Below are 26,440 nucleotides of genomic sequence, written 5' to 3'. Positions count from 1 at the left end.
CGGCCCGCGAACCGCAAGCGGCGTCGAAAGACAGAACCGCTGACGTAACTTGCGAGGTTTGTGGAAAGTCGCCATCCTCCCGCCATGTGGCGCGGTTTCTCTCAGCCCCACGCTCCTTCCAGGATTTCTGCCCGGTGAAGATTTCGCTCATTCGCTCGCCCCTGGCCATCGCGGCCGCTTTCTGCGTGTCGTTGATGACGGTGGCGCCCGGCGCCGCACGGGCGGATTTCCCGCCCATCTCCGATGCCACCCTCTCGGGCAGTTACCTCGCGGCGCGCCTCGCCGGCTCGGAACGCGACACCGAAGCCGCCGTGGCCTATCTGCGCGCGCTGCTCAAGCTCGATCCGCGCAATGACGAGGTGGTGGAACGCGCCTTCTTCGCCATGCTGGTGGACGGCGACGTCGAAGAGGCCATGCCGCTCGCCGACCGTCTGGTGAAGGTGGACCGCTCGCACCGCATCGCCCGCCTCGCCCTGGCGACGCGCGCCATCAAGGCCGGCAAATACACCACCGCCCGGACCAATCTCTCCCTGTCTGTGCGCGGCCCGATCGGCGATCTCACCGCCACCTTGCTGGCCGCCTGGACCATGGTGGGCTCCGGCACGCCCAAGGCCGGCGTCGAAATGATCGACCGCCTGCAGGGGCCGGATTGGTACGCCAGCTTCAAGAACCTTCATGCCGGGCTGATCCTCGACGTCAGCGGCAACAAGAAGGAAGCCGGCAAGCGCCTCGAACTGGCGATGAAGACCGAGCCGGTCACGCTGCGCGCGATCGACGCCTATGCCCGCTGGGCCTCGCGCAATGGCGAGACCGAGGCGGCCATCGCGGCCTATAAGAATTTCGACAAGCTGATGCCGCGCCACCCGCTGGTGGAAGCGGCGCTGGCGGAGCTGGAGGCGGGGCGCCAATTGCCGCCGCTGGTGCGCACCCCGCAGGAGGGGGCGGCCGAGGTGCTCTACGGCCTCGGCGCGGCGCTCGCCCGCCAGGGCGGCGAGGACCTCGCCCTGGTCTATCTGCAACTCGGCCTGTGGCTCGATCCCGACCACCCGCTGGCCGGCCTCTCGCTCGCGGACCTCTACGAGCAGCTCAAGCAGCCGGAGAAGGCGATCCAGGTCTATGACAAGATCCCCGCCTCCTCGCCCTTGAAGCGCAATGCCGAGGTGCAGCTGGCGATCAATCTCGACGCCACCGACAAGACCGCCGAGGCGCGCAAGCATCTCGAGGCGCTCATCAAGGCCAATCCGAAGGACCTCGAGGCGCTGGTCGCGCTCGCCGGCATCGAGCGGGGCCGCAAGATGTTCGCCGAATGCGCCGCCACCTACAGCAAGGCCGTCGCGCTGCTGCCGGACCCGACGCGTGCCAATTGGGCGCTGTATTATTTCCGCGGCATCTGCAACGAGCGCAGCAAGAACTGGCCGGCCGCCGAGGCTGACCTGAAGAAGGCGCTGCAGCTCTATCCCGACCAGCCCCACGTGCTGAACTATCTCGGCTATTCGTGGGTCGACCAGGGCACCAACCTGGACGAGGGCATCGCCATGATCCGCAAGGCCGTGGAACTGCGGCCCGACGACGGCTACATCGTCGACAGCCTGGGCTGGGCCAATTTCAAGCTCGGCCGCTATGACGACGCGGTGGCCGACCTGGAGCGCGCGGTGGAGCTGAAGCCCCAGGATCCGGTCATCAACGACCATCTCGGGGACGCCTATTGGAAGGTGGGCCGGCGCCTGGAAGCCACGTTCCAGTGGAACCATGCCCGCGACCTGAAGCCCGAGCCGGAAGACCTCGACAGGATCGTCAAGAAGATCAAGGACGGGCTTGACACCGCCGCGCCCGCAGCCGCCTCCCCGGCCGACGCGCCGGTGAAAAAGGCGGAAGACACCCCCGCCGCCGATGCAAAACCTGTGGATGCCAAGGCTGGTGTGGACATACCTTCGGTGGTTGCGCCCGCGCCGGCCGACGCCCCCAAGGCGGATGCGCCGAATGCCGATGCGCCCAAGCCCGGCGCGCCTGAGACGGGCGGGCAGAAAGCCAATTGACGGCACTCCGCGTGCCGGGTCGCGACCGTCCGGAAACCGGCGGCGCGGCCACGGTACCGGGGCCCGGACAGGGCGCGGCGGGCCCGGGTCTGGCAGTGTTCCTCACATCATGTTATTGATGTGTCGAGGTGATCTGACTTCCAGGTGATATAAAGCGGGGCGTAAGATCCCAGCGTAATGCAAGCAAGGGCTGCCGCAGGGTGGCAAGGGAGACGATAATTGCCGGCGAATGAAACGGAGCGCCTGCAGAGGTGGGTCCTGAACGTCGGATCCGGTCCTGCAACACGCAAGGGGCTTCATTCGGCTTTTCACCGCCCTGAGTGGACCGAGATTCGCCTCGACATCGAGCCGCGCGTCGCGCCCGATATCGTGGGCAGCATGGTTTCCATGCCGCAGATCAAGGACGCCACCTTCGACGCCGTCTGGTCCTCGCACAATGTGGAGCACCTGCACGCCCACGAAGTGCCGCTGGCCATGGCGGAGTTCCGCCGGGTTCTGCGCGGCGACGGGTTTGCCCTGATCACCTGCCCCGATATCGCCAGCATCGCGCAATTGGTGGTGGACGGCCGGCTGGAAGAGGTCGCCTACGTCTCCCCGGCGGGACCCATCACGGCACTGGACATGATGTTCGGCCATTCCGCCTCGGTCGCGGCGGGGCAGACCCATATGGCCCATAACACCGGCTTCACCTTGCGGCGCCTGGCGGACAAGCTGGTGGCCGCCGGTTTCCGGGAAGTGCGCGCCATGAAGGGCGGCGCCTACGACCTGTGGGTGCTGGCCCTCGTCGGCGGCATGGAGCTGGCAAAATCCTGCCTGGCCGGAACGCCGCAGGAAGGGCTGCTGCAAGACCCCCGCGAAATAGCGCCCCGCGCTCGCACCGCCTAGGCCCCGCCCATGGGCCCGCGCCGGTGATCGGGACCGTGGACCAGCCCGCCCCGCGCGCGGGGCCGCAAGCCGCACGCGGATCCCTTCTCCTCGGCCAGAAAGCCGATGCCCTCGAAGCGGCGGCGCGTCCCCTGATCGCGCTTGCGGAAGCCGAGCGCGACGATCGCGCCAAAGCGGTGGACGAGCCGGCCGACCTGCTGCGCCTCGCCCATGCCTATCTGATGCTGGGCCGGCCCGGCGGCGCCCTGCGGGCCGCGCGCCGGCTGATCGCGCTCGATCCGCGCGATGCGAGCGCCGCGGCCATTCTGTTCAGCCACGGCACCGCCGACGAGCGGGAGCAGGCCGCCGCGCGCCTCGCGGGCACCGCGACCGACCCCGGCCTGCGCGGCACCGCCCTGCGCGCCCTGAGGGCGATGGGACACGCCGCATTCGCCCATCTCGAATGGTCCGCCGGGCGCCTGCACGGGTTTGCCACCTGGCCGGCGGGCCTCACGGCGTCCCTGGTCTTCCTCACCCCGGACGGGCAGGAGAGCTGGGCGCTCGACCCGCAGGACGATCATCCCTTTGCCGACCCGTTCGGGCAGGCGGCCGAGATCGACCTTTCCCTGCCGCCGGCGGACGCCCACGTGTTCGTCAGCATCGGCGGGCGGCGATATGGTTTGGTGCGGCAGACCGCGCCGGAGCCGACCCCCGCCCGCCGCGCGCCCGCCCCGCAGGCGGGACAAGGCGAACAGCTGACCATCCTCATTCCGGTCCATGACGATGCGGCGGCAACGCAGCGCTGCATCGAAAGCGTGATGGCGCACCGCCCCGCGATCGACACCCGTATTCTGCTGGTGGCGGACGATCCGCCGGACGAGGCGCTGCGCGCCTATCTGGCGGGGCTTTCGGCGCCCCACCTCGAAATCCTGGACAATCCGCTCAACCTCGGCTTCGTGCGCTCGGTCAATCGCGGGATCGCGGCGATCCCGCGCGGCGACATCCTGCTGCTGAACGCCGATACGGTGCTGCCGGCGCGGTTCGCCGAACGGCTGCGCGCCGCCGCCTATGGTGCCGACGATATCGGGACCGTGGTTCCGCTCTCCAACAACGGGGAGTTCGTGAGCCTGCCGGTGCCGTTCCGCGCCAATCCCCTGCCCGACGCGAACCTGTTGGCGCGCATCGATGCGAGCGCCGAGCGGGCGAATGGCGGCATGGTGATCGACCTGCCGAGCGGCATCGGCTTCTGTCTCTACATCACCCGCCGCTGCCTCGACGATGTCGGCCATCTGTCGGGGGGGTGGGGGCGCGGCTATCTGGAAGATGCCGATTTCTGCCTGCGTGCCCGCGCCTTCGGCTGGCGCAACGTGTGCGCGGCGGATGTTTATGTGGGGCACGAGGGCACGCGCTCCTTCAAGGGCGAGAAGCGCGGCCTCGTGGTGCGCAACCTCAAGCGCCTCGGCGCCGCGTTCCCCGCCTATGAGGCGGCGTGCGGCAGCTTCGTTGCCGCCGATCCCCTGCGCGGCGTCCGCGCCGCCATCGAAGCGGACCTGCCGCCCGACGGCCGCCCCATGCGCCTGCTGGTGCACGGGCCGAGCCTGGCCGACACCGCGGATGCGCTGCTGCACGAGCCTGCCGCAGCCGCAGCGGCGCCGGTGCTGCGGGCCGAGCTGAAGGGCCGCCCCGGCGCGTGGCGCCTGCATCTTTCAGCCGTCGACGGCGGCTTCCCGCAGAATCTGCAATTCGATCTTGCAAGCCGGGACGGCGCTTTCGCGCTCGCCGCCGATCTCGCGCGGCGCCCGCTCGCCCGCATCGAGGTGCTCGGCCATGAAACGCTGCCGGACGAGCTGTGGCGCGTTCTGTGCGGCCTCGGCCTGTCGATCGAGGTCCATGTCCGTGCGCTGCGGGTTCGCCCGGCCGCGGCCGCCCGGCTCTGGCCCGCCTTCGCCGAACCGGCCATCGTCGCCGTGCTGCCGGCCCACGAGCAGATCGAACAGGCGGTGCGCGACCAGCGCCTCGTGCTGCCGTGGAAGGTGCGCAATGCGGCGGGCCCGTTCCGCACCGTCGCGCGGGCAAACGTGCCGCTGAGCGATGCGCCGGTCGGCCTCCTGCTGCCCCATCCGGAGGCGCGCGCCCATGGGCTGGTGCATGCGCTCGCTTTGGCGCTGAAGGCGGCCGGGGCCGGAAATGCGCTGTTCGTTCTCGGCTCCAGCCTCGACGACCGCGCCCTGGGCAGCCTTCCCGAGCTGGTGGCGCTGGGCGCGGTGCAGGCCCATGAGGCGGCGGACCTGATGGCCGCGCTGGAGATCGGCCGCATCGTCATCGCCGACCGCGAGGGGCTCGGCCATCCATTGGCCCTGGCGGCCGGACGCAGCGATCTGCCGTGCGCCTTCTTCGGGGTCGGCCCCGGCGCCCTCGGCGATCTGGTCCTTGCGCCCGACATGACAAATCCCGAAGCTGTCCGGTACATCCTTGGCTGGATCAGGAGCCTGCCCCCGCAATGAATTCCGCCCTGCCTGCCCCATCCGGAACCGTGGAGATCGGCGTGCCCCTGGCGTGCGGCGTGCGGGCGGCGTTCGGCGCCTCGGGCGAGACCGGCTTTTCGGGCTTCGTGGTAGATCCGGAGCACCTCGGGCGGCGCCATGTGATCGAATTGCTGGTGGACGGCGTGCCGATCCAGGTGACGCGCGCGGATCTGTTCCATCCCGTGCTCGCCGAGGCGGGGATCGGCGATGGCTGCTACGGCTTCCAGTTCCTCGTCCCCGCCCCGGTCCATGCCAGCGCCACCCGCTTCGAGGCGCGCCTCGCCAATGTGGAAGAGGTGCTGCCCCTCACCGAGCCGGTCGAACCGGCGGGCGAGGCCGCGCGCGGACAGGTGGAATGGCTCGGCAATCGCAGGTTCCGCGGCTGGGTGCGCCAGCCGGCCTCGGGGGAAGATGCCGCTACGCCGCGCATTCTCGTGGCGGTGGATGGCGATACGGTGATGGATGCGCCGGCGGACCGCTGGAGCGGGGCCTTCGCCGATGGCGTGCTCCAGCCGGTGCGCGGCTTCGATCTGGAACTGCCGGAACGCTTCGCCGACGGGCGGCTGCACCAGGCCGTGTTCACCATCGCCGGCCCATTGACGGGCAATGGGCGGGAGACCGGCGGGGCGCCGGCGTCCGGGAATGGACAGCCGGTGGGCGGCGGGGCTGTGCCCTTCCTCGCCTTCGCCGATCCGTTGCGCGGCCTTCTCGCGGACCGCTTTCCCGAGGATGGGTCGGACAAGCATCCCGAGGCGGTGCGCATCGCGCTGTACGAAAGGTTGTTTCCCCGCTCCCTTCCGTTCACGGAATACGAGGCCTGGTGCGCCGCGCAGCCGCCGGCGCCGGCGCTCGCCCTGCCCGAAGGCGCCGCGCCGGACCAGTTCGCCCTGGTGTTCCTCGGCGAGGACGAGCTGGACGCCTCCTTCGGCGCCCTCCAGGGCGAGGGCGGGCAATGGGTGGGCGGCGCGGTGCCGAGCGACAGCGCCAAGGCGAATTTCGATCCCGCGCCCCTGGCCGCGTTCATGGTCGGCGAGGCGCGGACCTGCACCGCCTTCGCCTTCCTTCCCGCCGGGGCGCGCATCCTGCCCAGAGGACTGGCGCGGATCGCCCAGGCGCTGGCGGACCAGCCCCGCGCCATCATGCTGTTCGCCGACGTGGACGTGGTGGAGGCCGACGGCACCTTATGGCCGCTCGCCTTTCCCGCCGCCGATTACGAGCGCAGCCTGGAGCAGGGATTCGCCGCCCGCTGCTTCGTGCTGCGCACCCCGGCGCTGCGCACCGCCCTCAAGCGCGGGGCCAATTCCATCTTCCGGCTGGCGAATTTCCTCTATGATTTTCATCCGCTCCCGGTCGGCGCCATCGTTCACCTGCCGGGCGCGCTGGCGCGGGTGCCGGCGGCCTGCCTGAAGCGGGGACATGCCGCCCTGAACCGCGCCACGGCCGAGCATCTCGCCGCCACCAGACAGGTCGCCCGCCAGGCGATCGCCATCGGCGAATGCCTGCCCGCCGTGCGCATTGCCCGGGCGCCGCCGCGCGAGCGCGTCGATCTGGTCGTGGACGCCGCCTCCTTTCCCGCATTGGCGGAACGCTGCCTGCGGGCGGCTCTGCCGGCCCTGCGCCGCGTCGAGGGGGAATTGATCCTCATCCTGCCGCCCGGCAAGGTGAACCCGGCCCTGGCGCCGCTGCTCTCCCCCCTGCCCCGGGTGAAGGTGCTGCAACGCGCCAATCCGCGCGGCGCGGAAATCTTCAATGCGGCGGTGGCGGGCGCGGAGGGTCAATCGGTGATCTTCCTGTCCGGCGCCATGGCTCCGCTCAACGAGGATTGGCTCGACGAATTGCGCTGCCGGCTGGAGGGGCGCGACACCGGCGCCGTGGCGCCGCTGGTGATCGATGCGGAGGACAATGTCCGCGACGCGGGCTATGTGCTCGGCCCTCATTTCGATGTGGCGCGCGCCTTCGCCGGCCGGCGGATCACGGACCCGGGCTATGGCGACCTGCTGCGCGTGGCGCACGAGGTCTCGGCCCTCAGTTTCGATTGCGTGGCCGTGCGGCCGGCGCTGTTGCGTGAGCTCGGCGGATTGGACGGGCTGCGGTTTCCCACCTTCTTCGCCGGCATCGACGCCAGCTTGCGGCTGCGGGCGCGCGGCAAGCGCCTCGTGATGACCCCGAATGCCGTGGTGCGCGACCTCGCGCCGGGACGACTCGGCACAGCCGCGCTCGGCCGCTCGCCGCTGGCGGCCGCCCGGGCCCGGGAATTGCGCGGCCTGCGCGGGCGCTGGGGCGCCGCGCTCGCGGACGACCAGCTCTATAATCCCATCCTGACGCGGGAGGGCACGCCCTATGGCGGCCTGTGCTGGCCGCCGGTGCGCCTCGCCCCTCGGATCGCCGAGCCGCAGGCGCCGCAGGACTGGCCCGCCGGACTTTGAGGATCTACGGGCAAGGCGTCGCGGCGGGTAAGGCTGCCCCGGTCCCCCTGGAACACACGGCGGCCTTAGCCTTTAGAACCCTGTGCGATCGCCGGGAAACCGGAAAGGACGGCTTGCGCCCGCCAAATCGGCGGGGAGGTCGCGGCGGGTCGCTACGGAAGCACGGCCGGGCGCCACAGAAGCGCGGCCGGGAGGCCGGCCCAGCGAACCGAGCCAGCGCGAAGACGCGAACCGTGGCCCGCGCCTTCCATGTGTCCCAGCTCCGAGTGCGGCCGAGGCGCGTCGGGCTCAGCGCTCGCGCAGGGCGGTGGAAAGACGATCGATCAGCGGGCTCAACAGATACTGCATCACCGTGCGCCGTCCGGTCGGCATGATGGCCGTGGCATTCATGCCCGGCATCAGCTTGTCGTTAATTTCGGGCGCGATCGACTTGCGGTCCACATCCACTTCTACGGCATAATAAGACGCCGTTGTGGGCGAATCCTGTTGCGCATCGGCGCTCACGGTGCGGATCTTACCCTTCATCGACATGCTGCCGTAAGACTGGAACTGCGGCAGCTGGATCTGAACATCCTCGCCGATGAGCACGCGGTCGATGTCAACGGGCGGCACCTTGGTGCGGATGACGAGCGTGTCGGAGGCAGGCACGATATCCATGATCGGGTCGCCCGCCCGGATCACGCCGCCGATGGTGAATGCCTTCATCTGCTGCACCACACCCGAAACCGGCGCCTTGATGTCGACGCGAGACAGGTTGTCTTGGGCCACAACGATCTGCTGGCGCGCGTCGCTGATGGTCTTGCGCACGTCAGAGACGAGATTGGCCGCCTCCTGCCGATATTCCTTGCGCAATTGCTCGGCCTGGGCACTGAGTTCGCGCAGCCGCTCCTGCCCTTTGGCTTCGGCAACGGTGGCGGCGTCGATCTGCCCTTGCATGGTGAGCTGCTGGCGCTCCGTGGCCGCGATCCGGGGAACCGACACCAGACCCTTGCTCTTCAACTCGCGCAGGGCCGCCAATTCCTGGTTCACCGTAATCAGCTGCTCCTGGTTGTTGGCGCGCTGGATCTGGGCCTGTTCGATATCCCGCTGCGCCTGCAGGGCCTGCGAAGCGTTGACATTAAGCGTTCCGAGCAGGGAATCTCGGCGAGCCTCGAATTGCTTCTTGTTGTCGTTCACCGCATCCGCGACGATCGGATCATTCATCATGGCGACGACTTCCGGCGGAAAGGTGATGCTTTCCGCCATGTTGCGCTGTGCTTCCAGGCGCGCTTCCAGGACCAGCGCCTGAGCCAATTGCTTGCGATAGAGCTGGGTGGTCGCCTCGGAACGGGTGGGATCGAGGCGCAGCAATACGTCGCCCGCGTTCACCACGCTTCCGTCCCGCACCAGGATCTCGCCGACGATGCCACCCTCGAGATGCTGGATGGTCTTTCGGTTGGATTCCACGGAGACCACACCGCTGGCAATCACCGCGCTGTCGATGCGCGCAAAGGTGGCCCATCCAAGGGTGCCCGCCAGGGAGAGCGCGACGACCAGATACCCCCAGGAAAGCGCCGCCTTCCAGTCGCTCGGCGCCACCGGCGCCTTCAGAAGATAGGAATTGTCGAGCATCAGGCTTCCCGATTGTCGCGATCGCCGCCGATCACCGTCAAGGCGGGCGTGGCCTTCAGGCGGGGCAGGCGGTTGACGATATTGTCCCGGTCGCCATGGGCCTGGACCGAGCCTGCGTTGAGCACCAGAAGGTCATCGCAGAACGCGAGCAAGCTCATGCGGTGGGTCACCAATATCACCACCTTTTCGGCGGAACGCAGGCGCTGGATGGCGCTTCCGAGCGCTTGTTCGCCCACCGAATCCAGATTCGCATTCGGCTCGTCCATAACGATGAGATAGGGATTGCCGAACACCGCGCGGGCCATGGCGATGCGCTGACGCTGGCCGCCGGACAGCACGTAGCCGCCGGGGCCGATCTGGGTATTGAAGCCATCCGGCAGACTGCGGATCACGTCCTGGACGCCGGCGATCTCGACGGCCTCCACCAGCATCTGTGTGTCCTCGCTCTGGACCGGATCGAAGCGCGCGATGTTCTGCGCCACCGTGCCGGGCATGAAATCGATGTCCTGGGGAACATACCCCACGAGCCGCCCAAGCTCGTCCGGGTTCCAATGGGTGAAATCGTGATCGCCGAGGGAAATGGATCCGCGACGCGGGGCCCAGATATTTACCAGCAGTCGCGCCAGGCAGGACTTGCCTGCGCCCGAGGGGCCGACAATCGCCAGCACCCGGCCGGGATAGACCGTGAACGACACGTCGCTGATAATCACCTTGTCGCTGCCCGGCGCCGCGCCCCAGACGCGGGATACGACGAACGGGCCATCCGGGCGCGGCAGGGAAATGCGCTGCGCCCGATCCGCGCCCAGCAAGGCGGCGTCCAGCCGATGTCGTACCGGGCCGAATCGGCTGATGGTCTCCCAATGGGAGATCAGGGCTTCGATCGGATAAACGCCACGCATCATCAGCATGAGCGTGACGAACATGGCGGCCTGATCGATTTCCTCCGCCATGACAAGCAAGGCGCCGACGACGAAGACCCCGACATACAGGCTGTTTTGAACGAAGCGCGACGCCGATCGCACGATCCCGGCGCGCCGACCCGCCTCCTCGCGCCAGCCCAGCATCGCGGAATGCATCAGGTGCCAGCGATCGCGCAGGGGCGGCATCATGCCCAGCGCCCGCGCCGATTCGGAATTGCGCGACAGGGCGGCGCCGAACTCGCTGGTCGCGCTCGCCACATGCAGGTACCGCGAGCTATCCTCGCGCACCACCCATTGGTTGAACAGCGACAAGCCGCTCAGAACCGCAACGGCGCCGATGGCCGCGACACCGAACTGCCAGTGAATCATGAACATGCAGGCGATGAGCACGGGCGACCACAGGGCATCGAAGACCCCCGTCACGACGCGCCCCGTGAGGAATTCCCGTACGAAATCCAGGTCGGCCAAAGTGGTGGGCGTCAGCCGGTTGGCGGTATCCTCGCGATGCAGCGTTCCGAAGAACGCCTTGCTGAGGCGCGCATCCAGCGCAATGCCGATACGGCCCAGCGCCTTCTCTCGGACATGATCGATGATGGCGCCCATTGCGATCAAGAACAACGCAATAATCGCAAGAACAACCAAGGAATTCAGGCTGCGGCTTGGCAGAACCCGCGAACTCACCAGATAACCGAACAAAGGTCCGACGAGGAAAAAGATCGGAATAAAAGCGCTCAATAAAAACAGGCCGACATATGCCGGAACGAGATCGCGGATCGCAATAAACGTTGGGGAATTCGCTCGGGTCATACGCAATCCCAGATTTCGACGCAGGCAACATAGCACATTGCTGCGCTGCGGTCAGGGGGCATCTGCGCATGGCAGTTCATATACCCTGGCGTGAGGTCAGCAGATCATCGGTGAGGGCCAATTGACGCTGGACGCAATCGGCTACCGCGTAGCGGCGTACCACGCTGGCGCGGGCCTCGCGCCGGATGCCATCGAACGCCCGCGGATTGTCGAGCACCTGGATCATTCTCTGCGCCAGATATTGGGGCGAGAAGAAAGGGGTCAGCAGCCCCGTGCGACCGTCCCAGATCACCTCCCGGACCGGCGCGGTGTCCGAGCCCACCACGAGGCAGCCGGCCGACATCGCCTCGAGCAGCGACCAGGACAGCACGAACGGATAGGTGAGATAAGCATGCACCGCCGAGACCTGAAGCACTTTCAGGAAGGCCTTGCGCGGCACGTGGCCAAGGAAGAAGACGCGGGACATGTCCAGCCGCCCGGCGACTTCGCTCGTGAAGACCTCGCGCCAGCTGCGCCCATCCACCGACCGCCGGCCATAGGAGACGTCGTTGCCGCCGACGATCAGCACCCGGGCATCGCGGTGCGCCGCGAGCACCTCGGGCAAGGACCGCATGAAAATGTGAAACCCGCGGTAGGGTTCGAGATTGCGCGCCACATAGGTGATGATCTTCTCGCCCGCGCGCAGCGTGCCTCCGCCGGAGAGGGTGAGCTGGGCGGTCGGGTCGGGAACCGCATCATCCACGTCGATTCCATCATGAATGACTTTGATTTTGCCGTGCATCTCCGCGGGATACACGCTGCGCTGCCATTCGGTGGGCGCCACGCCGCAATCCGCCTGGAGCAGGGACAAGGCCATCGTGGCATTGTTCATCTCGATGCGGACCAGGCCGTCCATGCCGAACTGCGGGAATTCGGTGTCGAAGCCCACGTCGGCACCGCGCGCGCGATAGAAGAATTCGCAGAACATGACGATCTTCGCCTTCGGGAAGATGGTCCGCAACGGCAATGTCTCGCCCCACCCGGGATGGGCGTAGATGATGTCCGGTTCCGCGCCGGTGCTGCGAACCGCATTGGAAAGATAGACCAACTGCTCCGCGCGGTAGCATTCGCTGTTGAAGCGCCGCGCGAACGGATGGACCCCTTCCGCCCCCTGCAATTCGGGTTCGAAATTATACTTCAGCAGCGTGACGCCCGGCATGGGCAAAGCCGTGTTCGAGCCGAAGGCAAACACGCGCCAGCCCGGTCGCGCCGCCAGCGCGGCGGCCAGATGCCGATATTGCGCCGGGAAGCTATTATGCACAAACAGGGCTGTGGGCATGCTCAGTTCGACTCCGCCCCAGTTGCGGCCAGGGCGTCCAGGGGCACGAGATCGCTCTCGTCCATCGCGAAATTGAGGCCACTGAGATTGGTCGGATCGGCGGCGGGCACGGCCTGGGGCGTTCCGGCGTCCTGCGTCTCGATGCGATGCACATCGATGCCGAGATTCGCATGCAGCATTCTGCGCGAGAACAAAAGGCAGAACAGCAATTGCGAGGCCAGCATGTTGGGCTTCGCGAGCAGCGCCGCCCGCGCCGCCGTCACCGCCGCCAGGCGCTCCGTCGCGACCGTCCAGAACGTGCCGCCCTCGGGCGAGGGACCGACGGGCAGCAGCAGATCGGCCAGGATCAATTGCTCCGCCGCAGCGGCCAGAGCAACGCTGCCGGATTCGGCGCGCAGCAGCAGCCGCATGAAATCCACGACCGGCGGCGTGGCGGTGCCGTCCTCTCCAAGGATCGGCGTGCCCTCCGGCTGCATCTGGGTCGACAAGAGCGCATCGGAGACCAGGACCGTCACCTTGGGCTCGCCCTCGCCCGGCGCAAGCGCGATGGAGAACGGCAGGCATCGCAGGCGCAGCGGCATATAGGGCCGCGACCAGCGCCCCTCGCCATCCAGAAGCGGATGCCGCAACAGGCGCGAGCACAGGCCGGCGACGACCTGGACTTTCTGGCGTCCCGTTTCCACCAGGACCGGGAGGTGATGGCTTGCCTGGAGCAATTCGGATTCGGCAAGCGGGACGCGCTCCATCGCTTCAGTGAAGCCAAAGCTGCGCGGGCGAGACCAGTGGCTCGTTTCGCTTTGCCGAATGGGCCTAAAGCCAAAGATATCTTGATCCACGTTTTCTCTTCTCACGCCGAAGCAAGGCCCGCAAGCTGCCGCGGCGCGAGGGCACGCCGGGCGTTCTGGTACAGCACGCTGGCGCGGTACAGGGAGAGGGCGTGCGCATTCAGCAGGCGCATGCCGGCCAGGCCGAACGTCTGGACAAACGGCCGGAACGCATCGCTGGCAAAGGCGCTTGGCCGCAGGATCAGATATGCGGGGAACGGGCCGAGCGGGGGATCCTCGGGAAGGCCCATCACCCAGGGCTCGAGCAGGCCGGCGGCATCCAGATGCGCGCTCATCTCCCGCGTGATGTCATAGGCGGACCGGAAATAGGCGGCGGCATACATGCGCTGTGCTGCGGCTTTGCTGGGCGTTCCGTTCAGCGCCAGGATCGTGGCGCCGTTATTGTCCGGCTCATCCGCGACCGCGTCGTCCACGAACATGCTGCCGGTCGGCTGGTCGGGTGGGCTGGCGAATGGAAACGCCTGGAGCAGAAGCGGCAACGCCCGGACGATGCGCAGCGCATTCGGCGCATGTCCCTCACCGTGGGGCAGAAACGAGCGAAGCGCGAGCATCTCGGCGCCACCCTCGTCCCGCAGCCACACGAGGGGATACCAGGCGGCCAGATCCAGCGCTTCCATATGGACGATCGGGACCGCCTGCTGTTCGCGGACCGGCTGGTAAGCCCACGGCGAGAAGATCCGGCGACTTCCCACATCGCCTTGCAGCGGCAACAGGCGCGAATAGAGGCCCTCGAACATAACGCGGTCTTTCCGGAAACAAAAACGCCCCGGCAATGCCGGGGCGTCTTGAGAGTGTCAAGAGCACGAAGGCGCCTCGGCGCCTCAGTTGCCGGGGAGAGTGATGTGCTGGGTGGTCGAGCCCACGAAATACACATCCTGGACATTGTCCACGGTGATGATCTGCCCCGTATCCGAGAAGGTGATCGTGGTCTGTCCCGTGGACGGATTGGTGCTGACATCCGCGGGGTTATAGTCACGCCCGAAGAGATACAGCGTATCGCTTCCATCGCCACCATCAAGGGTATGGTTGCCCACGTGGGAGGCCAGGAAGACCACGTCGTTGCCGTCGCCGCCGTAGAGGCCCGACGTGCCGTTCACAAGCACATTGAGCTGGTCGTTGCCGGAGCCGCCGAACAGGGTGTCATTGCCCGAGCCGGCCGTGAGGAAGTCATTATCCTCGTTTCCGTACATCAGGTTATTGCCGCTCACGACCACCAGCTGATCATTGCCGGCGCCACCGAACAGGGTGTCTTGGCCGGAGAAGCCAGTCAGGTTGTCGTTGCCATCCTCGCCATACAGTTCCGCATGGGTTCCGAGCGCCGTCAGATAGTCCGCGCCGGAGCCGCCGAACAGATGATCCGTGGTGCCACCCGAGCCGCCGGTCAGCGTATCGGCGCCGCCGTCGCCATAGAGCAGGTTGCCGCCGGTAACGACCGACAGGGTATCGTTGTCATCGCCGCCATACAGCGTATCGGCGCCGCTAAAGCCATGCAGGCCGTCGTTGCCCTGATCGCCATAGAGCAGGCCGTGGGATCCGCCCGTGTAGACTTGGTCATCACCAAGGCCGCCGAAGAGCGTATTGGTCCCGACACCGTTGCCGCCGAAGATCAGATCATTGCCGGCATCGCCAGAGAGCAGGTTGCTGCCGTTCGCGACCACCAGGGTGTCGTTGTCCGCACCACCGTAGAGCGTGTCCTGACCGCTGAAGCCCCTCAGGGTGTCCGCGCCGTCATCGCCATAGAGCAGCGAGTAGGAATTGACCGAGGTGATCGTGTCGTTGCCGGCATCGCCGTGGAACAGGTTGGTCCCGACGCCGAGCGCGGCACCCGTACCGCCGAGCAGCGTATCGTCGCCATAGCCGCCATACAGCTGATTGCTGCCGGCGAAGACGTTCAGGGTGTCGTTTTCGGTACCGCCATAGAGCGTATCCTGACCGCTGAAGCCGTTCAGGCTGTCCGCGTCGGCATCGCCGTACAGGATCGCGTGCGAACCGGTTGCATAGAGGCTGTCGATGCCGGCGCCGCCATACAGCGTATCCGTCCCGCCGCCACTGCCGCCGTTCAGCGTGTCCGCCCCGTCATCGCCATAGAGCATGTTATTGCCGTTGGCGACCAGAAGCGCATCGTTGTCGGCGCCGCCGTAAAGCGTATCCTGGCCGCTGAAGCCGGTGAGGGTATCGGAACCGTCATCGCCGTAGAGCAGCGAGTAGGAATTGACCGACGTAATCGTGTCGTTGCCGGCATCGCCGTGGAACAGGTTGCTCCCGACACCCAGCGCCGCACCCGTACCGCCGAGCAGCGTGTCGTCGCCATACCCGCCATACAGCTGATTGCTGCCGGCGAAGACGTTCAGGGTGTCGTTTTCGGTACCGCCATAAAGCGTATCCTGACCGCTGAAGCCGTTCAGGCTGTCCGCGTCGGCATCACCGTACAGGACGGCGTGCGAGCCGGTCGCATAGAGGCTGTCGATGCCGGCGCCGCCATAGAGCGTGTCGGTACCGCCGCCATTGCCGCCATTCAGGGTGTCGGCACCACCGTCGCCATAAAGAAGGTTGTTGCCGCTTGCGACCGCGAGGCTGTCGTTGTCGTCACCACCGTAGAGCGTGTCCTGGCCGCTGAAGCCCACCAGCGTGTCGCCGCCCGTGCCGCCGTAGAGGGACGAATGGACCGCCGTCGCGGTGATGGTGTCGGCTCCGTCATCACCATAGAGCTGGTTGATGCCGACGCCGGGCACACCGCTGGCGCCGCCGAGGATCGTATCGACCCCTGCCCCGCCGTAGACGATATTGTCGCCCGTTCCGACGATCAGATTATCGCCGTCGTCACCGCCATAAAGGGTGTCTTGTCCGCTATAGCCGATCAGCGTATCCGACCCGGAGTCACCATACAGCAGCCCGTGCGAACCGATCGCGTAGATCGCGTCATTGTCAGCGCCGCCATAAAGCGTGTCCGTGCCGCCCGAAGTGCCGCCCGACATGGTGTCGTTGCCGGCGTCGCCGTAGAGAATATTGCTGCCGTTCGCGACGGTCAGGCTGTCGCCGTCGTCGCCGCCATAGAGCGTATCCCGGCCGCTGAAGCCGGTCAGTGCGTCGACACCGCTTCCACCGTAGAGCGAGGAATAGGAATTGATGGAAATGATCTGGTCATTCCCGTCGCCACCATAATATTGGTTGCTGCCGACGCCGGGAGCTGCGCCGGAGCCGCCGATCAGGCTGTCGTTTCCGGCATCGCCGTAAAGGGCGTTGGAACCCGACAGCACGTAGAGAGTGTCACCGTCGTCGCCACCGTACAGCGTGTCCTGACCGCTAAAGCCGCGCAGCGAATCCGCGCCGGCATCGCCGTAAAGCAGGGCATGGCTGGCGTTGGCGGTCAGCGCATCACCGCCGTCGCCGCCATAAAGCGTGTCAACGCCCGACCCGGAGCCGCCATTCAGCGTATCACTGCCCGCATCGCCGTAGAGAAGGTTGCTGCCGGCGGCGACAGTCAGCGCATCATTGTCGGCACCGCCGTACAGCGTGTCCTGACCGCTGAAGCCGCGCAGCGAATCCCCGCCGGCATCGCCGTAAAGCAGGCCATGGCTGCCGATCGCGGTCAGCGCATCATCGCCGTCACCGCCGTACAGCGTGTCGACGCCCCCGCCGGAGCCGCCATTGAGCGTGTCATTGCCCGCGTCGCCATACAGAAGGTTGCTGCCGGAAGCGACGGTCAGCGTGTCGTTGTCGGCGCCACCATAGAGCGTATCCTGACCGCTGAAGCCGCGCAGGATGTCATTGCCCGCGTCGCCGTAGAGCACGCTGTGGGTTCCCACAGCCGTGATGTCGTCAACACCGTCGCCGCCGTAGAGCGTGTCGGTGCCAACGCCGGCGTCACCCGCGATGCCACCCGTGATGGTGTCGTTGCCCGCATCGCCGTAAACCAGGTTCGATCCGACCGTCGTGACGATGGTATCGTCGTTCCCGCCGCCGTAGAGCGTGTTGCCGCTGACTTCGGAGAACAGACCATCCTCGCCGTCATCACCGTACAGGACATTGCCCGTGGAGAGCGCATCAAGGAAGTCGTCGCCGGAGCCGGCGATCAACACCGTAGAATTGGCGCTGGTGGTCAGCAGATCGTCACCGCTACCGGTGACATAAACCAGATCGGTCAGCGAATTGGAGGCAGGAATATTCACTTCCACATTGTCGGAAGTGTCATAGATCACGGCATTGACCGACGGATCGGTCGGGATGATACCGGTCTCGCCAGAGGTAAAGGCCTCGATCTTCGCCGTGGCCGCAGGGTCGGTGTCGCTATAGACGCCCGCCTGAGTCAGGGCGGCAACGATCTGCTCCTGCTGCTCGGAGGTAATAATTCCGCTGTCGGTCAGAGGCTCCCACCCCTGCGCCGGCGCGCCGTCTACCAACTGAGCTTCGGTCAGATTATAGATTGCCATGAAACACCCCCACCACGCCGCTCGCCATCAGCGTGACGAAATCAAGAATTAAAGTTTTAAAGAGCACCAGCCCTGAACACACGAACCTTGGCCGTTGCATCTCGCGTCACGGGTGAAGCTTCACCCGCGTATCTCAATTCAGCTTCCGATAAGGAGAGAGACAGTCCGACCAACGGATCACGATCCGACAGCCCAACCAGTTCCACCTCTGACCCGCTACGCGATACGATCGGTGAGCCGAGAAACAGGGCCTCAGCCCGCAGCTCCGCCGCGGCGGAGCCGAGACGGAACCGAATACCAAGAAGCGGTGTCGCCCGGCCGCGAGACCCCGCAAAGCTGCCAGCCGGAACCCAGGGCGACCATTGTACCTTACGGGCGCCACTCCGCACCTGATATTCAAGGCCAAGAGACGGCGACACGCCCGCGACCGCGATCCCTTCTATGGGAAGCGGAGACGCCGGCCCACCCAACCATTCACCCGAGCCGACCCGGACATCGCCGCGCCGCGACAGATGACCCAGCACCTGAACCGCCGCCGAAGGCGTCGAACCCGCTTGCGCGGGAATGACACCGGCCGGCGCCCGTGCATCCAGATCCGGCACCGGCGCCGATACGCCTGCAGGCCGGGACACCGCCTCAAGCGTAATCCGCGCCTCCAGCGAGCCACCCCGCTCCGCCGCCCGCACCGCTATGCGCAGGCTTGCCGGCGCCGTGGCGCGAACCACCAGCGCCGCACCCGGCGCCGCGAGCAGCCCACCCGCAGATCGCGGATCGGATATGATGGAAACGGACTGCTGAGCGCTAGGCTCGCACGCAACTTCCACGAGCGGAGACGGCCGCGCGGTGGCGCCCGAGGCATAGCGAAGAATGTAGAGACCCGGCTCCACAATCACGCTCGACAGCCTGATGTCGCCCTTACCCGCCACAGAAGCCCCCATTCAGCCCTGGAATTTAGCAGTCACAATTATGCCTACCTGTCGCATTGGCGTCAATCACCCAATGCTTCGCGGCAACGCACAAGCTCAACAAGACTGCCTCAATTCTTGCGCGATCGTTACGTTAAATAAAGTTAAAAATCTGAAATATGTTATATAATTGGAGATAGATTTCCAAATATATTAAGTCGGATTTTAGTTATCCGTCAGTCTGACGAAATTTGACTTATTTTCTCCTGAATTCTAATAATAAAATCGGAATTTTATTCTGGTATTGAGGCATATTCAGGAGGCACTTCACCTTGTCATTCGGAAGGAAGGGGTAAAATGTGGCGGCAGGTTTCATGCCGCAGAGCACTAATTGTGCACGTGATTTTTTTTGGCGCTTTTTTTGGCAAGGGCCAGATTGGCTCATAAGCCATTCAAAATGGCGGGAAACGTGGGTACGATATCACCGATATTCCCGATCTGCCGGCCACAATGAAAATGGCGGCTGCCTCCGGCGCGGGAGAAAGCCGCCATTTTGGAGCAAAAAGAGGATCGGGTCGGGAATCGATTCCGTTAGCCCGGTACCCTTTAGACCTTAGCTGGCAAAACTTAAACGCTTGCCCAGCGGCGCCGACCGCAGTGCGAAAGCGCCCTCGCCCGCCAGGGCCACCACAACCGAAACGATCACCAGGAATGCGGGATATTCCCAGCCGCCCCCGGTGCTGGAGAACAGGAAGCCGTTGCCCACATGCACCGAAAGCGCGCCCAGCATCACCGGGATGAGAAGCAGCGCCACCGCACGGGCGTACACACCGGCGATGATCAGCAGGCCGCCGATCAGTTCGACCCCGATCACCGGCAGGGCGAGAAAGCTCGGCATGCCGACATTCGCCAGGTAACCGGCAAAGCCCGGGACGGTGAAGACAAAATACTTGATGAGGGCATGGGACACCCACATGCCGCCGAGGGCGACACGCAGGAGGAAAAGGCCATAAGGGGCCGTGCGAAGATCGATCATTGGAACCTCCAGAGATTTGAACTGGTCCCTAGGTAGCTTTTCCTTTGGCGCACAGCCATACTCAGGATTGCCGAGTTTCGCTTGCACGGATGCACACATGATCGCGTGGGATGATTTTCGCCTCGTAAAGGCGGTGGCCGAAACCCGCTCGCTCGCCGGGGCCGCCGAAATGCTCGGCGTGAACCATTCCACAGTGTTTCGCCGGCTCGGCACGCTTGAGGCGACGCTCGGCACGCGCCTGTTCGAGCGCGCGCGCAGCGGCTATGCCCCCACCCCCACCGGCGAAGAGATGGTGCGTCTCGCCGATCGCATGGCCGAGGACATCCTCTCCGTGGAACGGCGGATCACAGGCCAGGACCTGCGGCCCTCGGGCGAGCTGCGCGTGACCACCAACGATACGCTGCTGGTGCACCTGCTCACGCCGATCTTCGCCTCCTTCCACGTCGCTTATCCCGAGATCCGGCTGGAGGTGCTGGTGTCGAACCAATCCCTCAGCCTCACCAAGCGCGATGCGGACATCGCCATCCGCGCCAGCGACCGGCCGGGCGACACGCTGGTGGGGCGGCGCATCGCCAGTATCGGCTGGGGGGTCTATGGGCGCCCGGACCTCCTGGCCCATGCCCCGTTCGATGCCGGCAACCTGCGAGCCCATCACTGGGTCGGGCTCAGCGAGACTTTCGCCCAGGTCGGCGCCATGAAATGGCTGCGCGAGCGCGCGGGGGATGATCGCATCGTCTATCGGGTGAACACCGTGCTCGGGCTTGCGGAAGCCGCGGCGGCAGGCATCGGGCTTGCGGTGCTTCCCTGCTTCATCGGTGCGGCGACGCCGGGCCTCGTGCGCCTCGTTGCGCCGGATGCCGATATGGTGGCGAGCCTGTGGCTGGTGACCCATCCGGATCTGCGCGCCACCGCGCGGGTGCGCGCCTTCATGGATCATGTGGGGCGCGAGCTGATGCGCCACCGCTCCGCCATCGAGGGGAAGGAAGAGGCGCGGCCGCCGGAAAGCGAGCTGACCGAGGAGCGATCATCGCCGGCAGGGAGCGCGGGCGCCTGGGACCTGGCGCAGGATGCGGAAGACGGGCTCACCCCGAGAGATGTGGATTGATGCGGCGCTGCCCGCATCGGCTGGCCCGGCGCCCGGCCGGGCTCAGGCCCGCAGCTATTCGGCGGAGGTCTGCGCCACCGCATTATCCCGCGCCTTGGGCCGGCGGCGGGAGGCGACCTGCGGCGTGTCGGCGCCGAGGCGGGTGAATTCGCACCACATGGTGTCGACCCCGGCGAGCGACCCGCGGAAGGTGGCGGCGCCGGTCTTATTGACCTCGAAGCACGGCTCGAAGGTCATGCCCTCAATAAAGCCGCACACATTCTCGCCGCGCACGCGCACCGTATTGGGCGGCAAACGGACATAGCGCGCCGGCCCCTGCGAACGCAAGGTAATGGTTCCCGCAACGGAACCGTCAGGGAAGATACGGCCGGCACCGGTCGTGCCTTCAAAGCAATTGAACGCGAATGTCCGCCCCACGACGAAGGCGCGCGCCTGATCGGGATTGAGGCTCTGAGCGCCAGCAGACCCTATCCCGATCAAGGTCCATCCGGCGGCCGCAAGGAAAATGCTTCGCATGTCTCTTCGATAAGCGATTTTGGTTAACAAAGACCATGCACCCGAGTGGCCGGCCGGGGCAAGGATACAAAGCCGGCTTTCGCATCCCGGCGCCGCCGCAATGGGCGCGCCGCGACCGGGTTCTCCCGCGCAAGTGCCTGAAACCGCCGGAAAACGACTGGATTGGCGCGGCTATTGCGCGCCGCTCGCCACCACCCGCTCCACGGGTCGCTCGCGGATCGGCAGGTTGATCACCGCCGACGCGAAGGACAGCGCGACCGAGAGCCACCACACCACGTCATAGGAGCCGAACGCCTCATAGAGCACGCCGCCCAGATACACGCCCAGGAAGCCGCCCACCTGATGGCTGAAGAAGGCGAACCCATAGAGCATGGCCATATAGCGCGTTCCAAACATCAGCATCACCAGCCCGGACGTGGGCGGAACGGTGGAGAGCCAGAGGAGGCCGATGGCCGCGCCGAACAGCAGGCAGGTGAGCGGCGTGATGGGAAAGAGAATGAACGCGGCAATGGCGACGCCGCGCGCCGCATAGATCGCCGCGAGCAGATATTTGCGGGAGAAGCGGTTCGAGAGCACGCCCGCGCTCAGCGAGCCGACGACGTTGAACAGGCCGATGAGCGCCAGGGTGGAAGCCCCGACGCCGGCGGTGATGCCGTGATCCGCCAGATAGGCCGGCATATGGACGGTGACGAAGGCAAGCTGGAACCCGCAGGTGAAGAAGCCCAGCACCAGCAGCACATAGCTCGGATGGCCGAAGGCCTCGCCGAGCGCGCCGCGAATCGACTGGCGCGGGGCAGGCACCGGGCCGCCCCCGGCCGTCTCAGTGCCGCGCGTCGAGAGCGCGAACGCGAGCGGCACCACGAGCAGAAGCACCGCCGCGAAGATCAGCAGGGTTTCCTGCCACCCCACCTGGGAAATCAGGCCGGTGGCGAGGGGCGGAAACAGGAATTGCCCGAACGAACCCGCCGCCGTGCCGGCACCGAAGCCGATCGAGCGCCAGCGCTCCGGCAGAAGCTTCCCGAAGGCCGCAAGAACAAGATTGAACGAGCAGGCCGAGAGGCCGAAGCCCACCAGCACCCCGGCGCTGAGATTGAGCAGGCCGGGCGTGATCGCGACCGACATCAGGGCGAGGCCCGCCGCATAGACGAGCGCGCCGGCGCACATCACCCGCACGATGCCGAAGCGGTCGGCGATCGCCCCGGCGAACGGCGAGCCGAGGCCCCACAACAGGTTCTGCAAGGCCAGCGCGAAGCCGAACACGTCGCGGCCCCAGCCGAACTGATTCGACATGGGCAGCAGGAAGAAGCCGGAGGTGGCGCGGGGGCCGAACGAGATCAGGGCGATCAGGCAGCCCGCGCACAGCACCAGGAGCACCGGCACGGCCGTGCCGCCCTTGCGCGGGGCGCCGGGCGTTTGGCCGGCGGAGGTTTGCGCGGCGGCGAGGGAAGGCGCCGGAGAGTCAGAGTGCGTGGACGTGCGCATGGCCGGTCACCTGCGGGCGGGAGCGGATACTCCCCGACCCGGCGATTTCAAGAACGGAGCGACTTGCGGCGCGACGACGCCACACGCGACGACAGCGAAAGCCGATCTCCCGATTAGCGCAGACTATGACCAAGCGGAACCTGTGAAAAATCAAACTTCTTCACCTCGCCCATGCGTGGCGTTCATGAATGCTGGATGGGACCGAAATTGCAGCCCGGACCGTCGAGACCTCTCCGCAAACCGCCGGTGCCCGCCCGCCCGGCTGACGGGGGGCGAAAAACAAAAACGCCAGCCGTGGGGGCTGGCGCTTTCTGTTCGCTCGCACCGGGTGGCGCGGGTTCTGGCGGCCGCCGCACCGGCCGCGAGGTCAACCCCGCTGGTGCGGCCGGCCCTCATGCATCTTGTGGCCCGGCCCCCGCGGCATTTCCTGGCGCACCAGGATCTGGAGGCGGCGCTTCTGGCCGTCGTCGAGGGTCTTGTAGAGCGGGTCGGCGGCATCGGCGATCTTCAGCAGATCGGCCGCGCGGGCATTGAGGCCCTTCGCCGCTTCCCGCAGACGCTCGATCGCATCGGGCTTGGCGCCCTGCTTGCGCTCGGCCTGGAAGGCGGCGAACCGGGCGGCGCGGTCTTTCGCGACGTCCCGCAGGGCGGTCTCCACCGCCGGCCACAGCTTCTCCTGCTCGGGGGTCAGCTTCAGGCCCGTCTTGATGGCGGCGATGCGGGCGTCGGTCAGCGCGGCGCGGTCAGCCGGGCTCGGGCGCCAGCCGCCATGGTCTTCGGAGCCGGGCGCCTGAGCCTTCCCCGCCGGAGCGGCGGGCGCCGCCTGGGTCGCGGGCGCGGCCGGCGCGGCATTCTGCGCGGAAGCGCCGGTCGCGAAACCGGCAAGCGAGCTGGCGAGAACGGCGGCAGTGGCTGCGGCGATAATCGAGGTCTTCATGTCATCCTCCTGGGATGAGCCGACTCTTAAATTCCCAGCGTTATTTCGCAACTTAAACTTCGGTAACTTAAATAAAGCCATGCTTAAGACGTTACTGAATACATGTTCATCAACATTACACTTTGGAAAGGCGGCCCGCGGACGGGCCGTCAATGCGCCGGCGCGGCGCCCACGAGCTGGCGCAGATCGCGCCGCGCGACGTCGGCCTCGCCGGCCGCATAACCCCGGCTTTCCATCTGGCACTGCCAGGCGCCGGGTTCGCCCGAAATACGATAGAGATTATAGCGGCCGGGCCCCCGCCCGTCCTCCGGCCCGGCGGACGCGGAGGGAACCCCCACGACCGGCACAGGGCCGTCCACGCTCTCGATCGTGCCGAGCGAGGCGCGATGATCATGGCCATGGAGCACGAGTTCCGCGCCCGCCTCCGCCACCACCTGCCGGAACGCCGCCGCATCGCGCAAATCGCGATGATAATGGCGCTCGCCGACCGGGGGATGATGGATCATGACCACCCGGAACAGGCCTTCCTTCTTGAGCGATAGCAAGATCGCCCGCAGCCGTTGCAACTGCGCCTCCCCGACCTCCCCGCTGGCCAGGAACACCGCGGTGGGAATGGCGGTGGAGACCCCCACCAGCGCCACCGATCCGCGCCGCCGCACATAGGGAAACGATCCTACATCCAGCGGCGTGTCCGGGCAGGAATCGTCACCCGCCAGGAAAGGAGCCCATCTTTCAAGGTGATAGCTCAGGGCGGAGCGGACATAGGCATCATGGTTGCCGGGAATCACCGACACCGTCTGCGGCGTTCCGAGCGAGGCCAGGAAGGTCGCGCCGGTGTCGAATTCCGTCGGCAGGCTCAGATTCACCAGATCCCCGGTCACGGCGATATGGTCCGGAGCCTGGAGCTTGAGGTCGTCCATGAGCGCGGCGAGCGTCGTGGCGCCGAAGTTCCGGCGCCGCGCGCCGATCCAGTTCATGAGGCCGAAGAAACGCTTGCCCAGGATTTCGGAGAGCCGCGCCTCGGGGATGGGGCCGAGGTGCGGGTCGGAGAGATGGGCGAGCACGAACATTGCGGGCGGTCCTTCCGGTCCTTGCGGCGCCCTGCTTAGACCATCGCTCGCGCCGGCGCGAGCAGGACTCGCGCCGGCCCTGGAAAGTTCCGCAAACTCAGGCCGGAAGCGGCTCCGCAAGGGCGAACTCGGCCTCCATCTGGCGGCGGAAGCGCACCGTGTCGCTGTCGGCGATCTCCACATCCGCCCACCGCACGGCCCGCCCGTGCGGAATATCGTGCTTGAGCTTGACATGGTGGGCGAGGTCGATCGGCAGCACCCCGTCGCGCAGCGAATCCCGCGCCCGCATGATCCGCCCGTAGACCGTATAGCCGCCCTCCCCGTCGAGCATCTCGCCCGCCTTCAGGTCGCGCTTGGCGGTCGCCGCCACATCCGAGAAGAAGCCGATGGCGCTTCCCGTCGCCTCGTGCCGCAAGGCCGCCGCCGCCACCGAGACGCCGAGCTCCATGCCGATGAGATGGAACGGACGGTAAAGCGCAGTATAGCGGCCGGACGGATCCGTGATCATTCCGTATTCCTTGAAGCATCGCCGCGAATAATCTCCGCGCTGCGAGGGGTCCGCCTCCAGAACCACATAGACGCCCCAGCGCAGGTCCCGGAACACCGGCCGCCCATCGGTCTCCAGGGAGGAGACCACTTCCACCATGCCGGTCTCTTCCAGAAGGCCACCCTCCGCCCGCGGGCGCAGGACGCGCGGCAGGTCGTCGACGCCGCAGGGCGGGAACAGCAGGCCGTCGCGCGGCGCTTTCAGCCCCGTCATATTGGAGATGGCGGCCATCTCGATGGCCGACTTGGTGCCGTCCACGAACGAATTGAACATCTGCGGATTCATCCCGCCCGCCTGCGCCATCTCCTCGGAAATGGCGAGGTTCTTCCACACCGTCTCAGGCGTGGATTGATGATAGGCCGGCAGGTGGCGGGTGCCCTTGCCCGCCGCCACGACCCGGAAGCCGCAGGTCTGCGCCCAGTCCACCATGTCGCAGACGAGGGCCGGCTGGTCGCCATACGCGGCGGCGTAGACCACCCCCGCCGCATCGGCGCGGCGCGCCAGCAGCGGGCCGGCGAGCACGTCCGCTTCCACCGTCACCATGACCACATGGCGGCCGTGGGTGATGGCGGCGAGTGCGTGGCGGATGCCGGCGGCGGGGCTGCCGGTGGCGTCCACGATCACTTCCAGCCCGTCGGCGGCAATCAGCGCGTTCGCGTCCTCGGTGATCACCGTGCCGCCGGTGCGGCGCGCGGTGTCGAAATCGGCGGCGACAGCGGCGTCCACGTCCCATCCGGTCTGCGTCAGGGCGGCGCGGGCCCGGCTTGCCGAAAGGTCGGCGACGCCGAGGAGATGCATGCCCGGCGTCGTGCGCACCTGGGCCAGGAACATCGAACCGAACTTGCCGGCGCCGATGAGGCCGACCCGGACAGGGCGTCCTTCCGCCGCACGGGCTTTGAGTTTGCGGGCAAGATTCATGCAGGCGTCCTCCTGTTATTCGGCTCGATGCGAGCCTTTGCCGTCTTGTCTGCATCGTGCGCAGAGCGGCTCCGGCCACAATAAGGTGACGTCGCTTCGCTTGTCTTCCCCTGCGTCATGGATCTTATCTCCAGACAGCGCC

At 66.6% G+C, this 26,440-nt stretch carries 17 protein-coding genes; 5 read left to right on the top strand and 12 right to left on the bottom strand.

All coding sequences use genetic code 11. From position 1 onward, the window contains the following. Nucleotides 1-194: 194 nt before the first annotated feature. From V5F84_RS07570 to V5F84_RS07555, 4 genes are all read left to right on the top strand, one after another. Nucleotides 195-2,036, top strand: coding sequence for a tetratricopeptide repeat protein (locus tag V5F84_RS07570; RefSeq protein ID WP_394046223.1), 1,842 nt, complete (start codon nt 195-197; stop codon nt 2,034-2,036). A 387-nt stretch (nt 2,037-2,423) separates the two neighbouring features. Further along, nucleotides 2,424-2,921 (top strand): methyltransferase domain-containing protein, encoded by a 498-nt coding sequence (locus tag V5F84_RS07565; RefSeq protein WP_509277179.1) that lies wholly within the window; start codon nt 2,424-2,426, stop codon nt 2,919-2,921. Between the two features lie 35 nt (nt 2,922-2,956). Then, entirely contained in the window at nt 2,957-5,404 is a 2,448-nt protein-coding gene (locus V5F84_RS07560; RefSeq protein WP_394046195.1) for a glycosyltransferase, read from the top strand. Beyond that, a complete protein-coding gene (locus V5F84_RS07555) occupies nt 5,401-7,851 on the top strand; it encodes a hypothetical protein (RefSeq protein ID WP_394046193.1) in 2,451 nt (816 codons plus the stop codon). Before V5F84_RS07560 ends, V5F84_RS07555 begins: the two co-directional genes overlap by 4 nt. Nucleotides 7,852-8,139: 288 nt before the next feature. Here V5F84_RS07555 and V5F84_RS07550 read toward each other — a convergent pair whose 3' ends face one another. The 7 genes from V5F84_RS07550 to V5F84_RS07520 all read right to left on the bottom strand — a co-directional run bounded on the left by V5F84_RS07550 (nt 8,140) and on the right by V5F84_RS07520 (nt 19,723). Next, nucleotides 8,140-9,462: an HlyD family type I secretion periplasmic adaptor subunit gene (locus V5F84_RS07550; protein ID WP_394046191.1), complete on the bottom strand. Its 1,323-nt coding sequence runs from the start codon at nt 9,460-9,462 to the stop codon at nt 8,140-8,142. Further along, nucleotides 9,462-11,225 carry a type I secretion system permease/ATPase gene (locus V5F84_RS07545; protein WP_394046189.1) on the bottom strand — a complete coding sequence of 588 codons (1,764 nt, stop codon included), beginning with the start codon at nt 11,223-11,225 and terminating at the stop codon, nt 9,462-9,464. The genes V5F84_RS07550 and V5F84_RS07545 overlap by 1 nt, the downstream gene beginning before the upstream one ends. Nucleotides 11,226-11,265: 40 nt before the next feature. Then, complete coding sequence (locus V5F84_RS07540) at nt 11,266-12,507, bottom strand: glycosyltransferase (protein ID WP_394046187.1); 1,242 nt, start codon at nt 12,505-12,507, stop codon at nt 11,266-11,268. Between the two features lie 2 nt (nt 12,508-12,509). Beyond that, a complete protein-coding gene (locus V5F84_RS07535) occupies nt 12,510-13,253 on the bottom strand; it encodes a SapC family protein (RefSeq protein WP_509277178.1) in 744 nt (247 codons plus the stop codon). A 101-nt stretch (nt 13,254-13,354) separates the two neighbouring features. Further along, on the bottom strand, nt 13,355-14,089 hold the full coding sequence (locus tag V5F84_RS07530) for a SapC family protein (protein WP_394046183.1): 735 nt from the start codon (nt 14,087-14,089) through the stop codon (nt 13,355-13,357). A gap of 84 nt (nt 14,090-14,173) precedes the next feature. Beyond that, entirely contained in the window at nt 14,174-17,782 is a 3,609-nt protein-coding gene (locus tag V5F84_RS07525; RefSeq protein ID WP_394046181.1) for a beta strand repeat-containing protein, read from the bottom strand. A gap of 1,518 nt (nt 17,783-19,300) precedes the next feature. Next, nucleotides 19,301-19,723, bottom strand: a complete 423-nt coding sequence (locus V5F84_RS07520) for a DoxX family protein (RefSeq protein ID WP_394046179.1) — start codon at nt 19,721-19,723, stop codon at nt 19,301-19,303. A 97-nt stretch (nt 19,724-19,820) separates the two neighbouring features. Between V5F84_RS07520 and V5F84_RS07515 the strand changes: the two genes are divergently transcribed. Continuing rightward, on the top strand, nt 19,821-20,828 hold the full coding sequence (locus V5F84_RS07515; RefSeq protein WP_394046177.1) for a LysR family transcriptional regulator: 1,008 nt from the start codon (nt 19,821-19,823) through the stop codon (nt 20,826-20,828). A gap of 54 nt (nt 20,829-20,882) precedes the next feature. Here V5F84_RS07515 and V5F84_RS07510 read toward each other — a convergent pair whose 3' ends face one another. From V5F84_RS07510 to V5F84_RS07490, 5 genes are all read right to left on the bottom strand, one after another. Next, nucleotides 20,883-21,155 (bottom strand): hypothetical protein, encoded by a 273-nt coding sequence (locus tag V5F84_RS07510; protein WP_394046175.1) that lies wholly within the window; start codon nt 21,153-21,155, stop codon nt 20,883-20,885. A gap of 360 nt (nt 21,156-21,515) precedes the next feature. After that, on the bottom strand, nt 21,516-22,826 hold the full coding sequence (locus tag V5F84_RS07505; protein ID WP_394046173.1) for an MFS transporter: 1,311 nt from the start codon (nt 22,824-22,826) through the stop codon (nt 21,516-21,518). Nucleotides 22,827-23,193: 367 nt separating this feature from the next. Beyond that, nucleotides 23,194-23,763 carry a Spy/CpxP family protein refolding chaperone gene (locus V5F84_RS07500; RefSeq protein ID WP_394046171.1) on the bottom strand — a complete coding sequence of 190 codons (570 nt, stop codon included), beginning with the start codon at nt 23,761-23,763 and terminating at the stop codon, nt 23,194-23,196. Nucleotides 23,764-23,912: 149 nt separating this feature from the next. Beyond that, complete coding sequence (locus V5F84_RS07495) at nt 23,913-24,833, bottom strand: metallophosphoesterase family protein (RefSeq protein ID WP_394046169.1); 921 nt, start codon at nt 24,831-24,833, stop codon at nt 23,913-23,915. Nucleotides 24,834-24,930: 97 nt separating this feature from the next. Beyond that, a complete protein-coding gene (locus V5F84_RS07490; protein ID WP_394046167.1) occupies nt 24,931-26,298 on the bottom strand; it encodes an NAD(P)H-dependent oxidoreductase in 1,368 nt (455 codons plus the stop codon). Nucleotides 26,299-26,440: the final 142 nt, after the last annotated feature.

The organism is Roseixanthobacter liquoris, assembly GCF_043195135.2.
Classification (GTDB): Bacteria; Pseudomonadota; Alphaproteobacteria; order Rhizobiales; family Xanthobacteraceae; genus NCEH01.
Note: the sequence above shows the minus strand (reverse complement) of the source record. Positions and strands in the feature narration are given on the sequence as shown.